At 62.0% G+C, this 22051-nt stretch carries 23 protein-coding genes; 9 read left to right on the top strand and 14 right to left on the bottom strand.

Features of this window, described 5'->3' with window-relative positions:
* The 3 genes from gatC to rpsU all read right to left on the bottom strand — a co-directional run.
* On the bottom strand, window positions 1-275 hold a 275-nt coding region (gatC, locus tag V7D69_RS12225), incomplete at its 3' end, for an Asp-tRNA(Asn)/Glu-tRNA(Gln) amidotransferase subunit GatC (protein ID WP_333605922.1).
* A 95-nt stretch (window positions 276-370) separates the two neighbouring features.
* On the bottom strand, window positions 371-898 hold the full coding sequence (locus V7D69_RS12220) for an FKBP-type peptidyl-prolyl cis-trans isomerase (RefSeq protein WP_324064509.1): 528 nt from the start codon (window positions 896-898) through the stop codon (window positions 371-373).
* A gap of 150 nt (window positions 899-1048) precedes the next feature.
* Entirely contained in the window at window positions 1049-1255 is a 207-nt protein-coding gene (rpsU, locus tag V7D69_RS12215; protein ID WP_217398364.1) for a 30S ribosomal protein S21, read from the bottom strand.
* A 223-nt stretch (window positions 1256-1478) separates the two neighbouring features.
* Between rpsU and crcB the strand changes: the two genes are divergently transcribed.
* The 5 genes from crcB to V7D69_RS12190 are packed head-to-tail and all read left to right on the top strand — an operon-like array spanning window position 1479 to window position 4664.
* Window positions 1479-1886 carry a fluoride efflux transporter CrcB gene (gene crcB, locus V7D69_RS12210; protein ID WP_324064510.1) on the top strand — a complete coding sequence of 136 codons (408 nt, stop codon included), beginning with the start codon at window positions 1479-1481 and terminating at the stop codon, window positions 1884-1886.
* Window positions 1883-3067: an RluA family pseudouridine synthase gene (locus tag V7D69_RS12205; RefSeq protein ID WP_324064511.1), complete on the top strand. Its 1185-nt coding sequence runs from the start codon at window positions 1883-1885 to the stop codon at window positions 3065-3067. Before crcB ends, V7D69_RS12205 begins: the two co-directional genes overlap by 4 nt.
* Before the next feature lie 22 nt (window positions 3068-3089).
* Window positions 3090-3740 (top strand): HAD-IA family hydrolase, encoded by a 651-nt coding sequence (locus tag V7D69_RS12200; protein WP_324064512.1) that lies wholly within the window; start codon window positions 3090-3092, stop codon window positions 3738-3740.
* Window positions 3737-3952: a hypothetical protein gene (locus tag V7D69_RS12195; protein ID WP_333605921.1), complete on the top strand. Its 216-nt coding sequence runs from the start codon at window positions 3737-3739 to the stop codon at window positions 3950-3952. Before V7D69_RS12200 ends, V7D69_RS12195 begins: the two co-directional genes overlap by 4 nt.
* Before the next feature lie 13 nt (window positions 3953-3965).
* Window positions 3966-4664: an ATP12 family chaperone protein gene (locus tag V7D69_RS12190; protein ID WP_333605920.1), complete on the top strand. Its 699-nt coding sequence runs from the start codon at window positions 3966-3968 to the stop codon at window positions 4662-4664.
* Between the two features lie 79 nt (window positions 4665-4743).
* Here V7D69_RS12190 and V7D69_RS12185 read toward each other — a convergent pair whose 3' ends face one another.
* The 5 genes from V7D69_RS12185 to V7D69_RS12165 form a co-directional block, all read right to left on the bottom strand.
* Window positions 4744-5301 (bottom strand): outer membrane protein, encoded by a 558-nt coding sequence (locus tag V7D69_RS12185; RefSeq protein WP_324064515.1) that lies wholly within the window; start codon window positions 5299-5301, stop codon window positions 4744-4746.
* A gap of 254 nt (window positions 5302-5555) precedes the next feature.
* A complete protein-coding gene (locus V7D69_RS12180) occupies window positions 5556-6185 on the bottom strand; it encodes an ABC-type transport auxiliary lipoprotein family protein (protein WP_324064517.1) in 630 nt (209 codons plus the stop codon).
* A gap of 8 nt (window positions 6186-6193) precedes the next feature.
* On the bottom strand, window positions 6194-7132 hold the full coding sequence (locus tag V7D69_RS12175; RefSeq protein ID WP_324064518.1) for an MlaD family protein: 939 nt from the start codon (window positions 7130-7132) through the stop codon (window positions 6194-6196).
* A gap of 8 nt (window positions 7133-7140) precedes the next feature.
* On the bottom strand, window positions 7141-7998 hold the full coding sequence (locus V7D69_RS12170; protein WP_324064519.1) for an ABC transporter ATP-binding protein: 858 nt from the start codon (window positions 7996-7998) through the stop codon (window positions 7141-7143).
* A complete protein-coding gene (locus tag V7D69_RS12165) occupies window positions 7995-9110 on the bottom strand; it encodes an ABC transporter permease (RefSeq protein WP_324064520.1) in 1116 nt (371 codons plus the stop codon). Before V7D69_RS12165 ends, V7D69_RS12170 begins: the two co-directional genes overlap by 4 nt.
* A gap of 151 nt (window positions 9111-9261) precedes the next feature.
* Between V7D69_RS12165 and V7D69_RS12160 the strand changes: the two genes are divergently transcribed.
* The 3 genes from V7D69_RS12160 to V7D69_RS12150 all read left to right on the top strand — a co-directional run bounded on the left by V7D69_RS12160 (window position 9262) and on the right by V7D69_RS12150 (window position 14409).
* A complete protein-coding gene (locus V7D69_RS12160; protein WP_333605919.1) occupies window positions 9262-12039 on the top strand; it encodes a valine--tRNA ligase in 2778 nt (925 codons plus the stop codon).
* A 193-nt stretch (window positions 12040-12232) separates the two neighbouring features.
* On the top strand, window positions 12233-12976 hold the full coding sequence (locus tag V7D69_RS12155; RefSeq protein WP_333605918.1) for a 7-carboxy-7-deazaguanine synthase QueE: 744 nt from the start codon (window positions 12233-12235) through the stop codon (window positions 12974-12976).
* Window positions 12973-14409, top strand: coding sequence for an MATE family efflux transporter (locus V7D69_RS12150; RefSeq protein ID WP_333605917.1), 1437 nt, complete (start codon window positions 12973-12975; stop codon window positions 14407-14409). The genes V7D69_RS12155 and V7D69_RS12150 overlap by 4 nt, the downstream gene beginning before the upstream one ends.
* Window positions 14410-14431: 22 nt before the next feature.
* Here V7D69_RS12150 and V7D69_RS12145 read toward each other — a convergent pair whose 3' ends face one another.
* The 5 genes from V7D69_RS12145 to V7D69_RS12125 all read right to left on the bottom strand — a co-directional run bounded on the left by V7D69_RS12145 (window position 14432) and on the right by V7D69_RS12125 (window position 20553).
* Window positions 14432-16111 (bottom strand): ATP-binding protein, encoded by a 1680-nt coding sequence (locus V7D69_RS12145; protein ID WP_442947057.1) that lies wholly within the window; start codon window positions 16109-16111, stop codon window positions 14432-14434.
* Window positions 16112-16206: 95 nt separating this feature from the next.
* Window positions 16207-16971 (bottom strand): TIGR02186 family protein, encoded by a 765-nt coding sequence (locus V7D69_RS12140; protein ID WP_333605915.1) that lies wholly within the window; start codon window positions 16969-16971, stop codon window positions 16207-16209.
* Window positions 16968-17882, bottom strand: a complete 915-nt coding sequence (locus V7D69_RS12135; protein WP_324061288.1) for a sulfite exporter TauE/SafE family protein — start codon at window positions 17880-17882, stop codon at window positions 16968-16970. The genes V7D69_RS12140 and V7D69_RS12135 overlap by 4 nt, the downstream gene beginning before the upstream one ends.
* Before the next feature lie 47 nt (window positions 17883-17929).
* On the bottom strand, window positions 17930-19138 hold the full coding sequence (locus V7D69_RS12130; protein WP_333605914.1) for a hypothetical protein: 1209 nt from the start codon (window positions 19136-19138) through the stop codon (window positions 17930-17932).
* The gene (locus V7D69_RS12125; protein WP_333605913.1) at window positions 19138-20553 is read right to left on the bottom strand and encodes a glycosyl transferase family protein; all 1416 of its coding nucleotides are present in this window, start codon (window positions 20551-20553) and stop codon (window positions 19138-19140) included. The genes V7D69_RS12130 and V7D69_RS12125 overlap by 1 nt, the downstream gene beginning before the upstream one ends.
* 94 nt (window positions 20554-20647) lie before the next feature.
* Between V7D69_RS12125 and nhaA the strand changes: the two genes are divergently transcribed.
* Window positions 20648-21835, top strand: a complete 1188-nt coding sequence (gene nhaA, locus V7D69_RS12120; protein ID WP_414690925.1) for a Na+/H+ antiporter NhaA — start codon at window positions 20648-20650, stop codon at window positions 21833-21835.
* 4 nt (window positions 21836-21839) lie between these two features.
* Here the strand turns inward: nhaA and V7D69_RS12115 are convergent.
* A partial coding sequence (locus V7D69_RS12115; RefSeq protein WP_333605912.1) for a VOC family protein occupies window positions 21840-22051 on the bottom strand: 212 nt, incomplete at its 5' end.

The raw sequence follows: 22051 nt of genomic DNA, 5'->3' as shown, positions 1-22051 counted from the left end.
AAGCCGTGTTCGGCCATCGGCGCATTGCCCAGCACTTTGTCACGGATGCCCCCGCCGGTCAGCGGATCGGCATCGATTACGTCCTCCCGCAGGCGCAGCGTGTTGGGGATCACCGCAGTCATCGGCTCAATGCCGGAAACATCGACTTCGCCCAGTTGTTCGACCCAAGCGAGAATGCCGTTCAGCTCGGGCACCATCGCCTCAAGTTCCTGCTCGCTCGCCTTGATCCGGGCGAGACTGGCGATCTTGGCCACGGTTGCGGTATCGACCGACATCACTGTTCCTCAATGGTTGCGGGGCCCAGATCGACCCCTTGCATCCCTGGCGAAAGCGAAAAGCGGGCGCTAGCGACGCCCCTTCGCAAGAACGGTCAGGGATGAGCGGGCGCGGGGGCGGCGCCTTGCGCGCCCTGGGACTGCATTTGCATCTGCTGAAGCTGCTGCATGATGCGTTGCTGCTGTTCGATCTCGGCGCGGCTCTTGAAATCAAGCAGTTCGATTTCGAAGGTCAAATCAGTATTGGCGGGAATACCGCCCACCGCCTTGTCCCCATAAGCCAGTTCGGACGGTATCTCGACCTTGTACTTGCCGCCGCGCTGCATCTTCACCAACGCCTTGCCAAAGCCGGGAACGACTTCATTCAGCGCCATCGGCACCTGCTGCGCCTGGTCGAAGACCTTGCCGTTGGGAAGCGTGCCCTTGTAATTAATCAGGACAACGTCATCCATCGTCGGCGACTCACCCGAACCGGCGGTAAGCGTCTGGACATGGACGGCGGCGGGCATCGCCGCATAAGCGATACCGCCCGCGGCCAGCGCGATCGCGGCAACGCCCAGCCAGATCTTGGTAAGCGATCCCTTGGCGATCGGCTGCAGCGGGACGCGGGTGATCTCTGTCATTGTCGAAAGACCTCGTTTGGGATTAGCCCGGCGCGCAGATGCACAAAGGGCGCGGATGGATTTTCCGCGCCCTCATGGCTCAAGCGGGCCCGGCGTTCAAGCCGGAACCTGCACGGCGGGAGCCCTGCGCGCGCAGGGCAGGAATCCGTCTTACTTGACGCCGTCACGCTCCAGGCGCTTGCGCTCAAGCTTGCGGGCGCGGCGCACGGCAGCTGCCTTTTCGCGGGCGCGCTTCTCAGAGGGCTTTTCATAGTGGCGGCGCAGCTTCATCTCGCGATAGACGCCTTCGCGCTGCAGCTTCTTCTTGAGCGCACGAAGGGCCTGGTCAACATTGTTGTCGCGGACGAGAATCTGCATAAACCGACTTACCTCACAATTCGAAGACGCGAGCCCCACATGCCGACGCAGGGAACACCTTCAATGAAATACGAAAGCACGCCGAATCCTATAGGGATCGGCTGAAAGTGGAGGCGCGCTAGCACTGAGAGGGGGGAAAGGCAAGCATCTTGCCGGAAAACTTGCCCTTTGCCTGGAAACGGCGGAGATTGGAAAAGCCGGCGTTCGCCGCTAAGGCGGCCAGATGTCTCAACCCTCCTTCCTTGCCGCCTCGCTTTACGTGACGCTAGGCGGCGGCTTTGGCGCCTGGCTGCGCTTTCTGGTCGGCCGTGCCTGGACGGCCGCGCTCGGGCCCATACGCGCCACCGCTTTCCCTTACAGCACTTTGACCGTCAACATTGTGGGCAGCCTGCTGATGGGCGTGCTGATCGGATGGCTCGCGCGATTCGGCAGCCATGGCGAAGGCACTCGCCTGTTGCTGGCGGTGGGGGTGCTGGGTGGCTTCACGACATTCTCCTCATTCGCGCTGGACGTCGCAACTCTGGCCGGGCGCGGGGAACTGGGCATTGCCGCGTTCTACACCGGCATTTCCATGATCGCCGGGGTGGCCAGCCTTTATCTGGGCCTCGCAATCATGCGGAGCGTCGCATGACCGAGACAGTACGCCAATTCACCGTAGCGCCCGATGATGACGGCGTGCGCCTGGACCGCTGGTTCAAGCGGCACTTGCCGCAAGTGGGCTTTGCGACCGTCTCGCGCTGGGCACGCACAGGTCAGATCCGCGTCAATGGCAAGCGGGCAGAGGTCGACACTCGGCTGGAGGCGGGGCAAATCCTGCGCGTGCCCCCCGGCGGCGACATCAAAGGCGGCGCAAAGCCGGCCCGTCCCCGCCGTGAATTGAGCGAGGAGGAAATCGCCCTCGCCGAAGTGATGGTCCTGACGCAGGATCGCGCGGCAATCGTGCTGAACAAGCCGCCGGGCCTCGCCACACAGGGCGGTTCGGGAACCAAGCAGCATGTCGACGGCCTGCTTGATGCCTTTGCACCCGACGGCCCACGCCCACGACTGGTTCACCGGCTGGACAAGGATACTTCCGGGGTCCTGCTGATCGCCCGGACACCGGGCAGCGCGGCTTTCTTTTCGAAGCGCTTTTCCGGCCGTTCAGCCAGAAAGGTCTATTGGGCCTTGGTGGTCGGCGTACCTGACATTGCCGACGGCATGATCGAACTGCCCCTTGCAAAACAACCCGGCACCGGCGGCGAGAAGATGCATGTCGATGAAAAAGGGGGGCAGATCGCACGGACGCGCTATCGCGTGCTGGATCGCGCCGGCAACCGCGCCGCCTGGGTCGAGCTGCATCCGCTGACCGGCCGCACGCATCAGTTGCGCGTCCACATGGCGGCCATCGGCCACCCCATAGTGGGCGACGGCAAGTACGGCGGACAGGATGCTTTCCTTTCCGGCACCATCAGTCGCAAGATGCACCTGCACGCGCGGCGCCTGATTATTGAGCACCCGGACGGCACGCCACTGGACGTGACCGCCCCCCTGCCCGAGCATTTCGCCAATTCGATGGCTTCTCTCGGCTTTGACGAGGCGCAAGGAGCGGAATTGCCGGCCCCTCCCCCTGAACCGACCAAGGAAGACAAGAAACGCGTCGCCAAGGCTCACGCCAAACAATATCGCAAGGAGCGGCGTGGCGAGCGGCGCAAGCGCGGAGACGGGCCCCCGCCCCGCCCCGGATCGGGCAAGCCTACCTCCGGCAAGGCCGTCCGCCCCGGCACCCGCAAGCCTGGCGGAGCGCGCACGGGCGCGCCGAAAGGACGGCGGTGATGCCGATGTGCAAGGCAAGCGCATGAAGCTGGCAGTATTCGACTGCGATGGAACGCTGGTCGACGGACAGGCATCCATCTGCGAGGCCATGGAAGCCGCCTTCACCGCCTTTGCATTACGCCCGCCGACGCGCGGTGCGATCCGGCGCGCGGTCGGCCTCTCGCTGCCGCAAGCGATGCGCCAACTCCTGCCGGAAAGCACGGGCGAGCAGCAGCAGGCTCTGACTGACGCATATAAGGAGGCGTTTCGCACCGCGCGCAGCGAAGGGCGCCTCTCGCAGCCGTTGTTCCCCGGCATCGAAACCGCCTTGCGTACTCTCAATGGGGCGGGTTGGGTGCTAGGCGTCGCCACCGGCATGTCCGATCGCGGGCTGACGCATTGCCTTGCCGCCAATGGCATCGCTGAATTGTTCGTTACCCTCCAGACCGCTGACCGTCATCCTTCCAAGCCCCATCCGGCCATGCTCGAAGAAGCGCTGTTTGAGGCGGGCGCCCTGCCCGGTGAGGCCGTGATGATCGGCGACACCGCCTACGACATGCAGATGGCGGTCAGCGTCGGCACGCGCGCTATCGGCGTCGATTGGGGCTATCACCACCCGCGAGAACTGGAAGCCGCGGGCGCGGAAAAGGTCGTGGAAACGCCGGCGCAGCTCTTGGAGTATCTGCTGGCATGAACGAAAACGATCCCGCCGCGCGGCGCTTTTTCCTGATCCAGTTCGTTCGCCTGCTGGGCGTAGCCTTCGTGATCTTTGGGATGTTGGTGGCGGTCGGACGCACGCTGCCGCAGTGGCCACACTGGATCGGCTATCTGTTGATTGCCAGCGGGCTGATCGATGTCTTCGCGCTGCCCGCGATCATGGCGCGTATGTGGCGCACGCCCGAATAGTCAGGAAGCAACGGTGAAGCGCTTTTATAAAGATGTCTCGGTCCAGCAGGCCGAAGATGGTTGGCATGTCGTGCTGGACGGACGCCGGATCAAAACCGCCGGTGGCCGGGCACAAGTGGTGCCGACGCCGATTCTAGCCCAAGCCCTGGCCACGGAATGGGCCTGCCAGGACGAAGATATCGATGTTACAACCTTTCCTCTACGCGACTTGGCGGACTTTGCGATCGATGTCGTCGCGGCAGACTATGCACAAGTGATCGATGAACTCCTGCCTTATGCCGAAACCGATACCCTGTGCTACCGCGCCGATCCGGAAGAACCGCTTTACAAACGCCAGACCGAGACGTGGGAACCCCTGCTCGCGCATGTGGAGGCCCGCCTCGGCATCCGCTTCGCGCGTGTGTCCGGCATCGTGCACAAGGCTCAACCGAACGAGACCCTGGCGCGCCTGAGGCAGGAGCTGGAAGGTCTGGATGTCTTCGCGCTCGCGGCGCTCAGGATGCTGGCGAGCCTTTCGGCATCGCTGACGATTGCGCTCGAAGCCATCCGGCGGGGCGCCGATGCAGAAGCGCTCTGGAAGGCAGCCGAACTGGAAGCGGACTGGCAGATCGAGCTTTGGGGGGAGGACGAAGAGGCCACGCAGCGCCGCGCCGGGCGATTCGATGCGTTCACCCTCGCCATGCGCCTGGCAGCACTTTCTCGCCCGGATTGACAAAGCCCGCCCCGGACGAACCGGGACGGGCCTTGATAGCGGACGGAAGAAGCAAGCCCCTCCGTCCCCGGTCCTGGGATCAGAACTTGGCGCCGAGAGCGACAATGCCGTTGTGGCGGCTGAAATCGCCTTCGTAGTTCGAATAACGATACTCCGCCTTCAGGAAGAGCTTGTCGTTGATGTCGTACTGATAGCCGGCGCCCAGACGGAAACCGTCGCCGTTAGCCGCGTCCACCGTCGTGGTCGTGCCGTTATCGTAGGTCAAACGCAGACGCGCGTTGGTGTAGCCGCCCAGCACATAGAGCTTGCTCTTTTCGCCGACTGACGTGCCCAGACGAACGACGGCGGCCAGATCGCGGCCGGTGCGCAGGCACAGGCGATCGCCAGGGACACTGACATCGCTCACACAATCCTTGGTCGTGCTGTCAGCAACGGTGCCCTGAATGCCGACGAACATGCCGCCCGACAGCGGCAAGTCGTAGCCAGCCGAAACGCCGTAGCTCAGGCCCTGCTGCGATTCACCGTCAGCCGAAACCGAATCCAGACCGGTTTCGACCTGCACGAAAGCCTGAGCATTGGCGGCGGCCGGAACGACGAACAGCGCGGCAGCAACGCCGGCGATGGCAAACTTCTTCATGAGAACTCCTGCATGTACTTAATCATCCGCGCCAATCGGCAGCGGGTGAGGCCACATACATGCGAAGAAAATATCGTCAAACGAGACAGTCACAAAATAGTCAAAATAAAACATATATGTAATATTATTGCAACATTAAGATATATGGATCGAACTCTGGCAACCGCGGTTTTTCAATCGTCTTTATCAACGCGATGGTTTTTGCGCGGGAATGTCCGGAAATATTTTTCAGCCGTTGGCGATAGCAGGTTGATTTAACCGCCCTTCACCCAGTCCGCCACTTGGCGCACCACCTCATTGGCCGCATGGTTAAGCGCCGCGCCGACCGGTTTCGCTTTCGGCTCGACGCCGTTCACCACCGCTTCGAAGCGTTTAGTGACAATGTCATTGTTGCTCGCGCCGCGGCTGAGCATGGCGTCGAAGCGCACGATCACCGCACCGCTGGGTGCGTCATATCCCATCTGCAACAACCGCCCGCCAACGCGGGTCTTGCCGGTAACCTCGAAATCGCCACCCTCGACCACCAGCAGGCCGGTGCGCGCCCGAATAGTTTCAGCCAACAGCGAACGGAACTGGCGCGTCGGCTTCTCGACCCAGGCCCCATCCTTGAGATAGGCCAAGCTGGAAGCATTCAGGCGCACCGGCACACGCAGCATATCCAGACTGCGATCCGCTTCAGGATCGAGCACCACGACGGCATCCGTCAATGGACCGCTAACCGTAGTCCCGGCCGGAACCGGCTCCTCCGCGGTCAGCCTGAACAATTCGTCCGGCGCTTTGCCGCCCAGGCTGATACATCCAGCCAAAGCGAAACACCCGGCAGCCACAACCATTCCCGTCCGGATGCGCGTGGCGCCCCAATGCTTCATTGCCGTTCCCATCATGCCCCCAATCATGGCTTGTAATCGGGCAGCTTTTCGCCCTTCAGCAGCGCACCCGCGCCCTGCTCGTCGATCTTCTCAGTCACGTTGCGAAGCGCCCGGCTGGTCGCGCGCAAATCGCGGATCGCGGCCTCGGCAGCCGGCAGCGTATGTCCGGACACCTGGTCAAGTGCGGGCTGCGCATGAGCCATCGTCGCGTTGAGCTGGTCCATCGATTTCTGGGCGGAAGCCAGCGTCCTGCGAAGTTGGTCCGCCAGCGAATTACCCTCGCTCCCCAGCAAGCTATCAGCCTTGGCGGCAACACCCTGAAAAGCCGCAAGCGTTTGCGTCGCCTGATTGAGCGTGCCTTTCAGTTCCACCAGTGTCTTGCGCAATTCCGGTGTCGCCCCGGAAATGTCGTGAGTCATCTTGTCCGTGTTGCGCAGAATGTCGGATACCGAGCGGCGGTTTTCGTCGGACAGCAATTGATTGAGGTTTTCGGTCAGCGTGGCAAGGCGTTCCATCAGCAAGGGCGCATTGGAGAGAATCTCGCCCAGACCGCCGCGCTTGGTGGGGATCACCGGCACGCCTTCAGGGCCCGGCTCGGTCAAGAAGGGGGCGCCTTTCACCGCACCTTCCAGCTGAATGTCGGAAACGCCCGTAAAACTGCCCTGGATGGTGGCGGTGGTGCCCACCGTGATCGGGACCTTCTTGTCAACCTTTACGCGCACCCGCACAAAGCTGGGATCCTGCGGCCATAACTCGATCTGCGAGATCTGGCCCACTGGAACGCCTGCATAAGCAACCTCCGACCCCTTGGCGAGGCCGTCGACCGACTGCTTGAAAAAGATGTCGTACTCGTTCCGCGCACCCTCGTTCAGCCGCGCTATCCACAGGATGAATGCGGCCAGCGCTATGAGCAGCGTCAGCGTGACGGCCCCGACCCAGACGTGATTGGCCTTTGTTTCCATATCCGTCCCTATGCCCCCCGGTTGCCATCACTGTCCATCGCCGCCTCATCGGGCCGCGCCGCCATGTGCGGATTGCCCTTGTCGCCCAGCGCCGCGCGGCCACGCGGGCCGTTGAAGTATTCCTGAATCCATGGGTGATCGAGCGCCAACAGCTCGGGAATAGTCCCCACCGCGATCACTCGGCGGTCAGCCAGAACCGCAACCCGGTCGCAAATGGCATAGAGGGTGTCGAGATCGTGCGTAATCAGAAACACCGTCAGGCCCAGCGTCTCCTTGAGTTCGCGGGTCAAGGTATCAAAAGCGGCCGCGGCGATCGGATCAAGACCGGCGGTCGGCTCATCAAGGAACAACAGTTCTGGATCCAGCGCAAGCGCGCGCGCCAGGCCGGCGCGCTTGCGCATGCCGCCCGAAAGCTCGCTGGGGTACTTGAACGCCACCTCCTCGGGCAGGCCGGAAAGACGCACTTTGAAGCGGGCTATCTCTCCCCGCAGATCATCGGAGATTTCGGGGTAGAATTGCCTGAGCGGCACTTCGACGTTCTCGCCCACGGTCAGGGTGGAAAACAGCGCGCCCCCCTGGAACAGCACGCCCCAGCGTGACCGCAAGTCCACGTCATCATCGTCTTCCGTGTCGTCAATCTCGTGCCCCAGTACGCATATGCGCCCGGCCGCCGGATGCTGCAGGCCGATGATCGAACGCATGAGAACGGATTTGCCGGTGCCCGATCCACCCACCACGCCCAGGATTTCACCCCGCCGCACCGTCAGGGAAAGATTGTCATGAATGACGTGTTCGCCAAAGGCATTGCGCAAACCTTCGACTACAATCGGATAATTGCCGGAAGGCGCGGCCGAGGGATCGGTCATTTCCAGCCGATCTCCGTGAAGAAGACGGCAAAGAAAGCGTCTAGAACGATCACCGTGAAGATCGCCACCACAACGGCCTGCGTAGTGCGGGATCCCACCTCTTCGGCATTGCCGGAAACCTGCATGCCTTGATAGCAGCCCGCGAGCGCCACGATCAGCGCGAAGACTGGGGCCTTGAGCAGGCTGATCCACACGTCCGTGATCGGCACCACTTCCTGAGTGCGCTGAAGAAAGGTGAGGAACGGGATATCAAGCGCGAAGTTTGAGATGAACGCCCCGCCGATGATCGACAGCGCCGCCGAATAGAACCCCAGGAGCGGCATCATAATCATCGAGGCCAGCACGCGCGGCACGACCAGCGCTTCCATCGGCGAAACGCCGATAGTGCGCATCGCGTCCACTTCCTCCGTCAGCTTCATCGTCCCGATCTGCGCCGCGAAGGCAGAGCCGGATCTGCCCGCGACCATGATCGAGGTCATGAGAATACCCAACTCGCGCATGGAAAGGCGCCCGGTCAGGTTGATCGTGTAGATCTGCGCGCCGAACTGCTCCAGCTGCACCGCTCCCTGCTGCGCGATCACGATACCGATGAGAAAGCTCATCAAACCGATGATCCACAGCGAGTTGATCCCCACATACTGCATGTGGTGAATCAATGCCGTGCCACGCAGGCGAGAGGGGTGGCGGATCACCACGCCAATGGCGCTCACCAGTTCACCTAGGAAGGCTACTGATCGAGCGAACCCATGGCCCCAGCCGACCACCAGGTCTCCAAATTCCCCAAGCGTGCGGACAATCAGCGGCGCGGCCGGCACCGGCTCGGCCTCATGTTCGGACATATCGCCGATCGCCGCGAACAGACGCCGCGCCTGCTCGCTTTCGCCCACTGTCGAAAGGCCGTGCTCCCGCGCATAATTCGCGACGAGCCAGGCGCCGGTGGTATCGATGTCCGTCACGCCGGACATGTCGATGCGCTGGAAATTCCCGTCGAGCGCGGCGAGCCGGGCGTCGAGATCGCCCAGCGAATGGACGCGCAACGGTCCCTTAAGCGTCAAAGTCGGGACGCCGCCATCGTCGTTTTCCGACAGGGTAAATTCAGCGTATTCCCGCATGCGCGCTCGTATTGGGGGAAAATGCTCGGACCGGCAAGGGGTTCCGCCGGCGCGACGAGCCGCGCTTCCTCCCGCCTCGACGGAGCCCACCGCAAATGCGGGGGCAGTCGCGCCTTGCACCCGAACTCCGGCGCTGGCAAAGCGCCGGACCATGACTGACACCGCACTGGACAAGACTTTCGACCCCGCTCGGATCGAGGCGAAATGGTACGCGCATTGGGAAAGCCATGGCCTGTTTCACCCCGAACGGCCGGAAGCCCAGCCCTTCACCATCGTCAACCCGCCGCCGAACGTGACGGGCTCGCTTCACATCGGTCACGCGCTCGATAATACGCTGCAGGACGTGGTGATCCGATATGAGCGGCTGCGCGGCAAGGACGCGCTATGGGTGGTAGGCACGGACCATGCCGGCATCGCCACGCAGATGGTGGTCGAACGCCAGATGGAGGCGCGACAGGACAAGCGCACCAATTACACGCGCGATGCCTTCATCGAGAAGGTCTGGGAATGGAAGGCCGAGAGCGGCGGCGCAATCACGCGTCAGCTTCGTCGGCTGGGCTGCTCGATGGACTGGAGCCGCGAACAATTCACTATGGACCCGCACTTCACCAGGGCCGTGGTGAAAGTCTTCGTCGACCTCTACAATGAGGGCCTCATCTACCGCGACAAGCGGCTGGTGAACTGGGACCCCAAACTCAAGACCGCGATCAGCGACCTCGAAGTGGAAACGCGAGAGATCCAGGGCAGCTTCTGGCACTTCAAGTATCCGCTCAGCGACGGTTCGGGTCATATCTCGGTCGCCACCACAAGGCCGGAAACGATGCTGGCCGACATGGCCGTGGCGGTGAACCCGAATGACGAGCGCTACAAACCGCTACTGGAACGCAAGGCCACGGTGACGCTGCCCATCACCGGCCGCGAAATCCCCATCGTGGCAGACGAGCATGCCGACCCGGAGCTAGGCTCGGGCGCGGTGAAGATTACGCCGGGGCACGATTTCAACGACTTCGAGGTGGGCAAGCGCGCCGGATTCAAGCCGGCCGAAATGCTCAATATGCTCGATGCCGAGGCGCGGGTATGTCAAACGGCTGACGGTCTGATCCCTTCACAACTGGTCGGCATGGACCGGTTCGACGCGCGCCAATGCGTGGTCGAGCTGATGGACGCGGACGGCTTGCTGGAAAAGGTCGAGGATCGCGTGATCCAGACGCCTTACGGCGACCGCGGCGGCGTCGTGATCGAACCCTGGCTGACGGACCAGTGGTATGTCGACGCCGAAAAGCTGGCGCAGGCCCCGATCCAGGCGGTGAAGAGCGGTACGATCGAGATCGTGCCGAAGACATGGGAAAAGACCTTCTTCAACTGGATGGAGAATATCCAGCCCTGGTGCGTCAGCCGCCAGCTTTGGTGGGGGCATCGGATTCCCGCCTGGTACGCCGAGGACGGTAGCATCTTCGTCGCCGAAACCGAAGCGCAGGCGCAAGCCCTCGCCGGCAATCGCAAAATCACGCGTGACGAGGACGTTCTTGACACCTGGTTCTCGTCCGCCCTTTGGCCCTTCGCCACGCTGGGTTGGCCGGAAGAGCCGCTCCTCTCCCCTTCAGGGGAAAGGACGGGGGTTGGGTCGCCCGATCAAGCGCCGCTTGTGGGGCACAACCCCACCTCAACCCCTCCCCTGAACCTCCTTTCCCGCCACTACCCCAACGATTTGCTTATCTCCGGCTTCGACATCCTGTTCTTCTGGGATGCGCGCATGGCGATGCAGGGCATTCATTTCATGAAGGAAGTGCCGTGGAAGCGGCTGTACCTCCATGGTCTGGTGCGCGCGGCGGACGGACAGAAGATGTCCAAGTCCAAGGGCAACGTCGTCGATCCGCTGGGCCTTATCGACAAGTATGGCGCGGACGCGCTGCGCTTCTTCATGGCCGCCATGGAAAGCCAGGGCCGCGATGTGAAGATGGACGAAAAGCGCGTCGAAGGTTACCGCAACTTCGCCACTAAGCTCTGGAACGCCGCCCGGTTCTGCCAAGCCAACGGCATAGGCGCAAGCGCTTCGGTCGAAGCGCCGGCTGCGAAGCTGGCCGTGAACAAATGGATCATCGGCGAAGTGGTCGAAACGCTCGCCGAACTCGACAAGGCCATGGCCGACCTGCGCTTCGACGCTGCCGCCAATTCTATTTATCATTTCGTGTGGGATCAGTTCTGCGACTGGTATCTGGAGCTTATCAAGCCGATCCTCACCGAAGAACCCGGCCTCCCCGACGCGGCCGCTCCGTCTTGGCGAGTGGATGAAACCCGGGTCGTCGCCGGTTGGGTGCTCGACCAGATCCTTGTCATGCTTCATCCGTTCATGCCCTTCGTTACCGAGGAACTCTGGGCCTCGCTCGGGAAGCGCGAATATGAGTTGATCGTGGCAAAATGGCCGTCTCCCGGAACGGAAGTTGATCGCGGCGCCAAAGCTGAAGTAGACTGGCTGATACGCCTCATTTCAGGGGTCCGAAGCGCCCGCACCGAATTGAGCGTCCCGGTCTCGGCGAAACCGCAAATGCTCCACGGGGACATTTCCGCAGAAACTCAGCGGCGCCTGAATACCAATTATCAATCCCTGCTCAGGCTGGCGCGGATCGGACAAATCAATCCGCTGATGGGCGCCGACCCGTCCAGCTACAAGGGCGCGCAGGTCGTGGTCGATAATGACACCTTCATCATCCCCCTCGAAGGTGTGATCGACATCGCCGCCGAAAAGTCCCGCCTCGAAAAGGCCCTCGCCGCGTCGCAAAAGGAGCGGGATTCCATCGCCAAGCGGCTGGAAAACCCCGCCTTCGTCGAAAAGGCGAAGCCCGAGGCGGTGGAGAAAGCGCGTGCCGACCATGCCGCCCACGCAGCCGAAGCGGAACGGCTGGCGGCGGCTCTCCAGCGGTTGGGGTAAGGTCAGCGGTTCGTTAAGGATCGGACGATCCTTAGCTGCCGGAACAGGATTTCATTTTCCTACCTGCGGCCCATCTGTCACTGTCGCGCCATGATGACTGCCCACTTTATCCGCTTTCCGCAAGGCCGCCTCTTTTCCCTCTGGACTGTGTCAACTGTGTCAACCGCACGCATGATCTCGCGCCGCTGACCTTATGTTGACATTGGCCACCACCGCGCCGGGAGAACCGGAGATCTTCTCCTCGCTGCAAGGCGAAGGTCCTTCGCTTGGCCGGCCGAGCACTTTCGTGCGCCTTTCGCGCTGCAATCTCGCCTGCCAATGGTGCGATACCGCTTATACCTGGCGCTTCGAGGGCGACAACCGCCCTCACCGCGATGATACCGTTTATGATCGGAAGGCCAATCAGGTCGCGCTTGGCGAGGGCGACATCGCTGCCCGCATTGCAGCGCTGCCACCGGATCGCCTGGTCCTGACTGGCGGAGAACCCTTGCTGCAAGGGGCCGCGCTGGCGCGCATGGTCGCAAGCCTGAACGAACTGCGCCCCGGCATGCACATCGAGGTGGAGACGAACGGCACGATTACGCCCCATCCCGCCCTCGACCCGCTGATTCATCAGTATAATGTCAGCCCCAAGCTGGCGCATAGCGGCAACCCGCCCGACCTCGCTCTCATTTCCGAACGCCTGGCCGCCTGGGTGACTGACGGCCGCGCCTTCTTCAAGTTCGTGATCGCGGAGCCGAGCGATCTCGACGAAGTGCTCGCGCTGCGCGATGCCTATAGGATTCCCGGTAATCGCCTTTTCCTGATGCCCGAAGGCCGCAGCAGCGACGTTTTGCGAGAGCGGGCGATCTGGCTAGCGGAAATCTGCGTGCACAACGGCTTCCGCTTCACGGACCGCTTGCATATCCACCTCTGGGGCGACACGAGGGGAACATGAACGAGGCATCCCCCATCCCCGTCGGCGAAGAACCAGTCGGCATCGAGACCAAGGCTCCGACGCCAGAGCGCCCGATGATGAAGGGAGACCTCACGCAAGGTCCGATCCTGAAGACGCTGTTGCTTTTTTCGCTCCCGATGTTGCTGTCCAACGTGTTGCAGACGCTGCAAGGCTCGATCAACGCGATTTGGGTAGGCCGCCTGCTGGGGGAAAGCGCGTTGGCGGCTACGGCCAACGCCAACGTGGTGATGTTTCTCATGTTCGCTGCCATCTTCGGCTTCGGAATGGCAACCACCGTTCGCGTCGGCCAGCATTTTGGTGCGCGCGATATCGATGCCGCGCGCCGCATGTTCGGGTCAGGCGTCGGTTTCTGCTTCGGCATCTCGCTGATCGTGGCCGTGGCTGGCTGGTTTTACGCCGCCGCCCTGCTAGACACGCTGGGCACGCCGCCAGCCAGCAAGATCCAGGCGCTCGACTATCTGCGCGTCGTCTTCATCACCTTGCCGCTGGGCAGCGTCAACATGATGGTATCCATGGCCATGAGAGGCGCCGGCGATTCCAAGACGCCGATGTACGCGATGATCCTGGCCGCCATAGTCGACCTCTGCTTCAACCCGTTGCTCATCATGGGTGTCGGCCCGTTACCGCGCCTGGGCATCACCGGTTCGGCGCTTTCGACCGCCTTCGCCAATCTTGCGGGCATGGCTTACCAGCTTTGGCGGATATATCAGCAGGATCTGCCGGTGCGGCTACGCGGCGCGGAATTGCGCTATGTCCTGCCGCGCAGCGCGGAACTGCGCTACGTGGTCACCAAGGGTTTGCCGATGGGGACGCAGATGCTGCTGGTCTCTTCGACAGGGCTTATCATGGTCGGCCTCGTCAACCGCGAGGGGCTGGACGCCGCCGCCGCCTATGGCGCTTCGCTCCAATTGTGGAACTACCTGCAGATGCCGGCTTTCGCGATCGGCATGGCGGTCAGCGCCATGGTCGCGCAATCATTGGGCGCTGGGGATCATAGCCGGGTGGGCAATGTCACCATCATCGGCATGGCGGCCAATCTCGCCCTCTCAATCCTGATCGCGACACTGATCGTCACTTTCGACCGGCCCTTGCTGGTGCTGTTCCTGGGCAGCGGCAGCTCGGCCCTGCCCATCGCGCAGCACATCCAGCTCATCTGCACCGCGTCGTTCGTGATCGTCTCGATCACCATGATCCTTACCGGCACCATGCGCGCTTATGGCGCGGTGGTGGCGCCGGTGGTCATCATGTTTTTGGGACTTTATCCAGGTCGCCTCGGCTTCTATTTCCTGGCCCGCCCGATCATCGACAGCGAGGCCGTGTGGTGGGCCTATCCGGTCGGCTCTGTGCTTACGGTGGCTCTAACCGTGGGATATTATCGCTTCGGCAAGTGGCGAACAGCGTTCAGAATGTGACCGGCGCGAAGCGACCTTCGCGTCACCGCCCCTGCGAGCGCCAGCGCTGCACAGTGCGCTTGACCATTTCCTCTTCCCCGCCGCTGCTGTTCCACAGTTCGGTGAAGGAGGGATCGGCAGAGGCGGGGCGCTTGTATTCCTCCAGGTCATCGAACGAGACGCGGATCGGAATGGACACGCCCTCTCCGCAGATGATGCACTCGCGATTGCGCAGCGCCGGGATGGAATCGAGAAAACCCCGTGCACCTTCCGGCATCGCCGCGCGAACGAAAGCCTGGTCGCGATCGTTGTTCAGGCGCATGGCGATGATCGTGCCGCATTGCGAAAGCACACCTTCGGCAAGGTCGGAAGGACGTTGCGTGACGAGGCCGAGCGAGATGCCGTACTTGCGGCCCTCTTTGGCGATCCGCGAAAGAATGCGGCCGACCGAGGAGCCATCAGCGTTCTTCTCGTTCGGCACATAGCGATGCGCCTCCTCACAGACGAGAAGGACCGGCCGCGTCTTTTCATCGCGCGCCCATACGGCGAAGTCAAAGACCAGGCGGCTGAGCACGGCCACCACAGTGCTGGTGATGTCCGAAGGCACGCCGGAAACGTCTATGATCGAGATCGGCCGCCCTTGCGAGGGCATGCGGAAAAGCCTGGCGATGAAATCCGCCATGGTATCGCCCACCAGCATGCCCGAAAACATGAACTGGTAGCGCGGATCGCTCTTCAACTCGTCAAGTTTGGACCGGATGCGCAGATATGGCGCGCTGCTGTGGCCCTTGTCTAGTTTGCCCATCTCATTGTTGAGAATGTTGCCAAGGTCGGAGAGCAAATAGGGAATGGGAGAGTCCACAGTGATCTTGCCCATCTGCTCGGCAAGGCGGTTCTTTGCTCGCGCCTCCAGCAGACATTTGGCGAGAATCTCCACTTCCAGCTGACGCTCGGCCCCGCGCGAGGAGAGGAGGATTTCGCAATGCTCCTCAAAGTTCATCAGCCAGTACGGCATCTGCAGGTTCGTGACGTCAAGGATCACCCCCGTGCTGCGGAACGCCGCCGCATATTCACCGTGGGGATCCACCATGATGACATGGCCCTCCGGCGCGCGCTCGCAGATGCGGTGAAGGATCAGCGCCGTGCCGGTGGACTTGCCGGTGCCGGTCGAGCCAAGCATGGCGAAATGCTTGCCAAGCAGGGCATCGACATAGAGCCCCGCGCGAATATCCTTGGTGGGATAGACGTTGCCAATCTGGATCGCACTGCGCCCATCGCTTGCGTAGATCTGTCGCAGGTCCTCGCTGCTGGCCGGATAGACCGGCGCGCCGGGGATCGGATAGAATGTTACGCCCCGTCGGAACCCGTGAATGCGCCCGGACAGCCGCTCTGCCGCGCCTTCTCCCAGAAAATCGGTATCAGCCAATATTGCACCGGGCGTCCGGGCATCCTGGCGCTGATTGCGAACGCTGGCCAAGAGCCAGCCATTATTCACGCGAACTTTGATCTGACTGCCTACCTGGCCCGACAGAGCAATTGACGGGTCCGCATGCACCGCGACTTGATTCAAGCGTTCAAGATCGAAAGCGATACGCGCGCCCGAACCGCTGATTTCAACGACGACGCCGATCGGCTCGCCGTCATTGGCGGAATGGGCGGAGGCGTCTGGCGGAATTTCGCCGGAAATCGGCGTGCCCGCCTGGTCAAACCCGTCAAGTGACATGTGGCTCATTCAACACCGAGATCTTTGGCAACCGAATATTCTGCTTAGATCGCGCGAGTTAATTTCCACCTAAGATATCGCCTTCCCAGGCCACTTCAGACCAAGGCGAACAAGCGTCCTGCAAGCCAGCCCATGGCTACTGAGATGAAGACCGCGAGCAGACCGTAAGCGAAACCATAATCATCCGAAAAGCGTGCGATCGCGCGCTCAATGCCAAGCTTGCGCACTTCGACCTGACTGCTGGCGGAAGCGACCACACGGCCTTTGGCAATGGCGAACGTTTCGGCTGTATAAGTGCCGGTCGGCACCCGCGACGGCAATCCGATGCGCGCCTGGTACAGCACCTGTTCGCTGACTTTCACGCCGCCCTCTTCCTCCCGATACAAGCCGGTGTGACGATTGAGATCGACCAAACCGGCGGCAAACCGCGCCTGCTCGTCCGGATCGATCGCGCCGATCGGTGAAAGCTGCAGCCATTTCAGGCCCAGCTCGTAAATCGCCGCCGTCTTGTCATCCACGATCTGCGAGATCGGACGTGTCGACGCGATCGCATAATAAGAAGGCGCGGAACGGAACTCAGTGCTCGCGGCGTTAAGCCAGATGCCGGCGACCTTCTGCTTTTCTCGCAGGACAATGGATTGCGTCGGCCCCTTAAGGACGATGACGACATCGTAATCGCGCGCGGCACGCGAACCTTCGGGCGTAAGAATCGCGCCGAAGAGCAACAATTCGGTGCCGGTGAACCCCTGCTGCAGATTAACTTCGTGCTGCGACACCTCCGGCACTAGGATCGGATCGCGCGCGCCTGTCAGCAGCAGGAGAGCCAAAAAAGCCAGCAATGGAGCGAGGGGGCGGCTCACAAGGGCGCCACGGAATATATCTCATCCGGTCGATAACCGAGCCCCAGCGCCATCCGGCCAGCCACGATCAGCACGATCACCGAAAGCACGAGACGCAGTTTCACCGGACTGGCCTTCTGCGCGAACTGCGCGCCGATCTGCGCCCCCGTAACCGACCCCAGCAGCAGCAGGGAGGCGAGCACGATGTCAATCGCATGCGTGGTAAGCGCGTGCATCATCGTGGTGGCCATCGTTGTAAAAAGGATCTGCCAAAGCGAGGTGCCCACGACGACATTGGCGCTCATGCCCAGGACGTAAAGCATCGCCGGCACAAGGATGAACCCGCCGCCGATCCCCATCAGCATTGTCAGGATGCCGGTCGTCACACCCAGCAGCAACGGCGCCAGCGGCGAAATGTACAGGCCCGAGCGATAGAACCGCCACCGCATCGGCAAGCTTGCGACCATCGGGTGATGCCGGCGCTTTCGGGCCGCGATGGGTACACCCGAGCGTTCAGCGCGGATCGTCTGGATGCTTTCCCGCGCCATGAGCCCGCCGATCGACCCGAGCAGGAACACATAGAGGATGTTGATGACCGTATCTATCTGGCCGAGTTCCTGCAGAACGTTGAACAGGACCGCGCCGATGCCGGTGCCTAGAATGCCGCCCGCCACCATGACGGAGCCCATCTGGTAATCCACGCCGCCCCTGCGCGAATGAGCGAAAACACCGGAAACGCTCGCTCCCGTTACCTGACTCGCCGCAGAGGCAGCGGCAACCGTGGGGGGAATACCGTAGAAGATCATCAGCGGCGTCGTCAGGAAGCCGCCGCCCACGCCGAATATGCCGGAAAGTAGTCCGGTAAGCACTCCAAGGCCGACGATAATGAGGCCGTTGACCGAGAGGTTGGCAATGGGAAGATAGACATCCATTTCTGCCCTCTCGCTACCGCAGCACTGAACGCGAGAAAAGGCGCGTTTCAGAAACCTGCGGAAAGAGTCAGAGCCGGACCTGAACCGGGTTCGGCCCCTCCGGCGACCCGAAAGCGCCAATCGACCGCTGCGCGGCCGAACATGCCTTTGCCTAAGGGTGCGGTCAGGGCCGCGGTCGGTCCTATATCAAGCCGCGCCGCCCCCTTCTGAACCCCGCCCCAGACGCCGCCGCCGAAGCGGGCCTCCAGCGATCCCAATCGCGCCAATTCGCGATCCAGACGCGCTTGTCCATCAGCAAACAACGTGGCGAACCTGCCGCCGACATAGCCGGCCTGCAGGTATGTCTCCGCCCGCCAATGCGCAGGCAGGGCGATCGGGGGCAGCTCGGTGTAAGCGAAGGCTGCCGGCTGGAAATGGCGTTGCCCGGATTGGTCCACGAGCCGTTCCTCGACCGCTGCGACTACCGGGATCGAAGGCACAGGTCTCATTCCCAGTCCAATCGCCGCGGCATTCTCCCGCACGCCGGCCAGTGCGGACGTGGTGCGAGCGTAAGCGAAAGGTCGGCGATTATCCGACAGAGCCAGGCGGTAACGCACGATAGCGCCGCTCTGACTCGCGCCATAAGTCGCAGGGGCAATCCCTGGCGAAAAAGCCGCTCCGACATCATTTCTCAACATGGCCCAAGTGTCGATCGACCAGCGCTTGGCCCGAGCCGGATGGCCTGGAACAGGGGGCGTTGCATCCCCGGCCGGAAATGGGGTCGGAAACGGGGCAGGGAATGGCGCCGCCTCAGGAGCGAGAAAGTTGGCATGCGAGAAGCCATTATCTCGATCCGGGATTGCACGCGCGCCGCGCAGCATGAACAGCGCCGCTGACGGTCCCCAGACGGAGCCGGCCGGATTCCACACCATCAGAGGTCGGGCATTTATTGGTGTCATCCAACCTGCCGGAACCGCCGGCCCGCCGTATTGCATCGCAACGGCGGCAGGCACCTGGACATTACCACCGCCTCCGAAAAGAAACGGCGTACCATAGGGTGACGACGGCACGCGACCGATCGATTGCGGCCCGACGCGGCCGTCGAAAACGAAACCCGTGTCGGCCAATGGCGGCGCAGTCTCGACGGCGTGAAGTCCCGCCGGGTTCTTTATTGGCGCTGGCGCTTCCCAGCCGGCCGCCCTGCCGCCGATCCAACCACCCAGCACCGCGAGCAGTGCCACCAGCGGTTGCCCTCGAACCTTTCCCATAGCCGTCATCACGCCGGCATCCTGTTGGCCGCAATCATGGCCGGGTGCGCGGTGTGCATGGTTTTGTCCCACCGCACGCTGGCTCCGCGAAGCGTCCTCAGGTAGCCGATCAATGCCTTGCGGCCCGCCATGATGGCGATGAAATTGGCGACCGGGATACGCAGCAACGAGCGCAAGCCTTCAGCCGGTCCATACTCATGCATAGTGAAGGCAAACCTGACGCCCATTCGCCAGATCAGGCTACCCGAACAAAACGCCAGCATGGCCAGCACTGTCGGCGACAACGCGAGTTGCGCTTCCATGCCCAAAAACCCGGCGAAGGCGAGCAATCCCTGAATGACTATCAACATATAGCCGCAGGCAAGAACGACAGCCGTGAGCGGGCCGCGACGATCGCGCACCGCCATCCAAAGATCGGCAATGCCGTTGCTCCATCCCAACCGGTCCCAACCCTGAAAGGCGATTCCATGCAGCCAACGCGCTTTCTGGCGCACGGCATCCTCCAGGCGGCCAGGGAAATAGGCGCGAGTCGCCACGAGATGGCCATTCGCATCGCGCACGCGCAAAAACCGCGATGTTCCTCCACCGCGCCAGACCAGTACGCCGAGTTCGTAATCCTCCGTCAGGCATTCGGCAGCGAAGGGCCCTGCTCCACCCTCCGCCTCTCTTTGCCGGGCAATATTCGCGACGATTTCACGCGAAAATCCGCAGGCCACGCCGGCAGCCGGTATCGCGGCGCCCAATGCGCTGCGCACGATCAGGGCCTTCGCATGCGCCTCCGTGAACTCATCCGCGTAATGACCAGCGACCCATGGCGAGGACGGCTGCGGCTCCGGCCGGACTGGTAATTGCACGAAATCAACTTCGGTCAGCGCCGCGTCGATCACCGCCAGTTCGGCGGGATGGACCATGTCCTCCGAATCGTGCAGCACCACGCTGCGAAAGCGCCGTCCCAGCGCCTGCTCGTCAGACTGTAGAGCCGAATAGAGCCGGTTCAGGCAGTCGGCCTTCGTCGTTGGTCCACAGTTCGTATGGATCACGATGCGCACACGCGGATCTGCACCTGCGCCGGACATCGCCGCGGCTATCGTTCCTGGATCGTTGCAATAACAGCCGATGTAGAGAATGAAGTCTTTCTGGCGCCAAACGGACAGGGCATGACGCACGGTATGACCAATGACCTCTTCCTCACGCCAGGCGGCTATCAACACGGCGGCGCACCCTTGCAAAGGCGCCGCGGCAGCTTCGCGGGTGATCCGTTGGACCGGGGCCCGGCCGGTCAGTTTCAACCAGACCCAACAGAAATCCACGCCGATATCGTCAATCGCGCCGACCAGAAACCAGAATCCCGCGAACAGCAGCAGTTCCTGCTGAACGATCCGCAAGATGTTAATCGCAAGCTGAATCGCATCGGTAGTTCCCACTGCCTCACTTCCCTGCATTCGCGTTGCATCGCGTTCCCCGCTATCCGCGAGGAATCGCAAATCCCGAAAAACATATGAAATTGTACTTATGATGATGCCAAAGCATTTGGCCAACAAATTGGCGCGACATTTCACAAAATTAATGGGAGGCGAGGCTACCGCGGGAATTCTACTTATTCTCGCGGCGATTCTGGCGATGATTACCGCAAACTCACCCTGGGCGAGTGGTTATCACGCAATATTTCATCACGAACTTGCTTGGAGTCCGATCAGCAAGCTCAACACCTGGCATCTATGGATCAACGATGCGTTGATGGCGGTGTTTTTTTTCGTCGTCGGTCTGGAGATAAAACGCGAGATCCTAAGTGGCGAACTCTCCAGCGCCGCCAAGCGGCGGTTGCCGGTGCTGGCGGCGGCAGGAGGCATGGCCATGCCGGCTTTCATCTATTTGCTTACCGCGGGGGGCGATCTCCCGGTGGGGCAAGGATGGGCGATACCGGCGGCTACTGACATTGCATTCGCGGTCGGCGTGTTGGGCCTTCTCGGCAGCCGGGCCCCTCCGTCACTTCGCCTCTTCCTTCTCACTGTAGCGATTGTGGACGATCTGGGCGCTGTTACGATCATCGCACTGTTCTATACGGCGCAAATCAACCTGGCGTGGTGTGTCGGCGCCGTGCTCTGTCTGGGCGGCCTGATTCTGCTTAACCGGGCCGGGGTGTCCCGTCTGTCGTTCTACCTGCTGCTCGGGCTGGCGTTATGGTACTGCGTGCTTAACTCGGGCATTCATGCCACGATCGCCGGTGTAGCTTTCGCGCTGACCATTCCCCTCAGGAATTCGCGGAGCGGCGACAGCATGCTTCTGCGCCTGGAACATGCCCTTGTGCCATGGAACAGTTACATCATCGTGCCGCTGTTCGGTTTCGCTAATGCCGGGGTGGCGATCGGCGAGATGGGACTGACGGCCTTATTTGATCCCGTTCCTCTGGGCATCGCGCTGGGCCTGTTTCTCGGTAAACAGGTGGGCATTTTCGCCGCGATTTTCGCTGCTGATCGGATCGGTTTCGCCCGACGGCCGGCGGACGCGAGCTGGATGCAACTATGGGGGATGGCGGTGCTATGCGGCATTGGCTTCACGATGAGCTTGTTCATCGGCGCCCTCGCCTTTCCGCGCCATCCTGCCCTGATAGATGAGGCAAAGCTGGGCGTGCTGATGGGATCACTTCTTTCAGCCGTGCTCGGCTACACGATCCTGCGGCTGGCAAGCACGCCCAAGGCTCGATGATAGCTTACCACTCCCCCACGTTGGGCATGCTGACCCACGGTTCCGCGGGTTCGAGAGACACGTCCTGCAGAAGCTCTATGGAAATGCCGTCCGGCGTGCGCACGAAAGCCATATGCCCATCGCGCGGCGGGCGGTTGATCGTGACGCCGGCATCCTTCAAACGCTGGCACGTCTCATAGATGTTATCGACTCGATAAGCGAGATGGCCGAAGTTGC

Origin of the sequence: Novosphingobium sp. (assembly GCF_036733805.1) — a bacterium.
In the GTDB taxonomy this organism is placed as follows: Bacteria; Pseudomonadota; Alphaproteobacteria; order Sphingomonadales; family Sphingomonadaceae; genus Novosphingobium.
The sequence above is the reverse complement of the archived record's forward strand: the minus strand, read 5'-3'. Positions and strand labels throughout refer to the sequence as shown.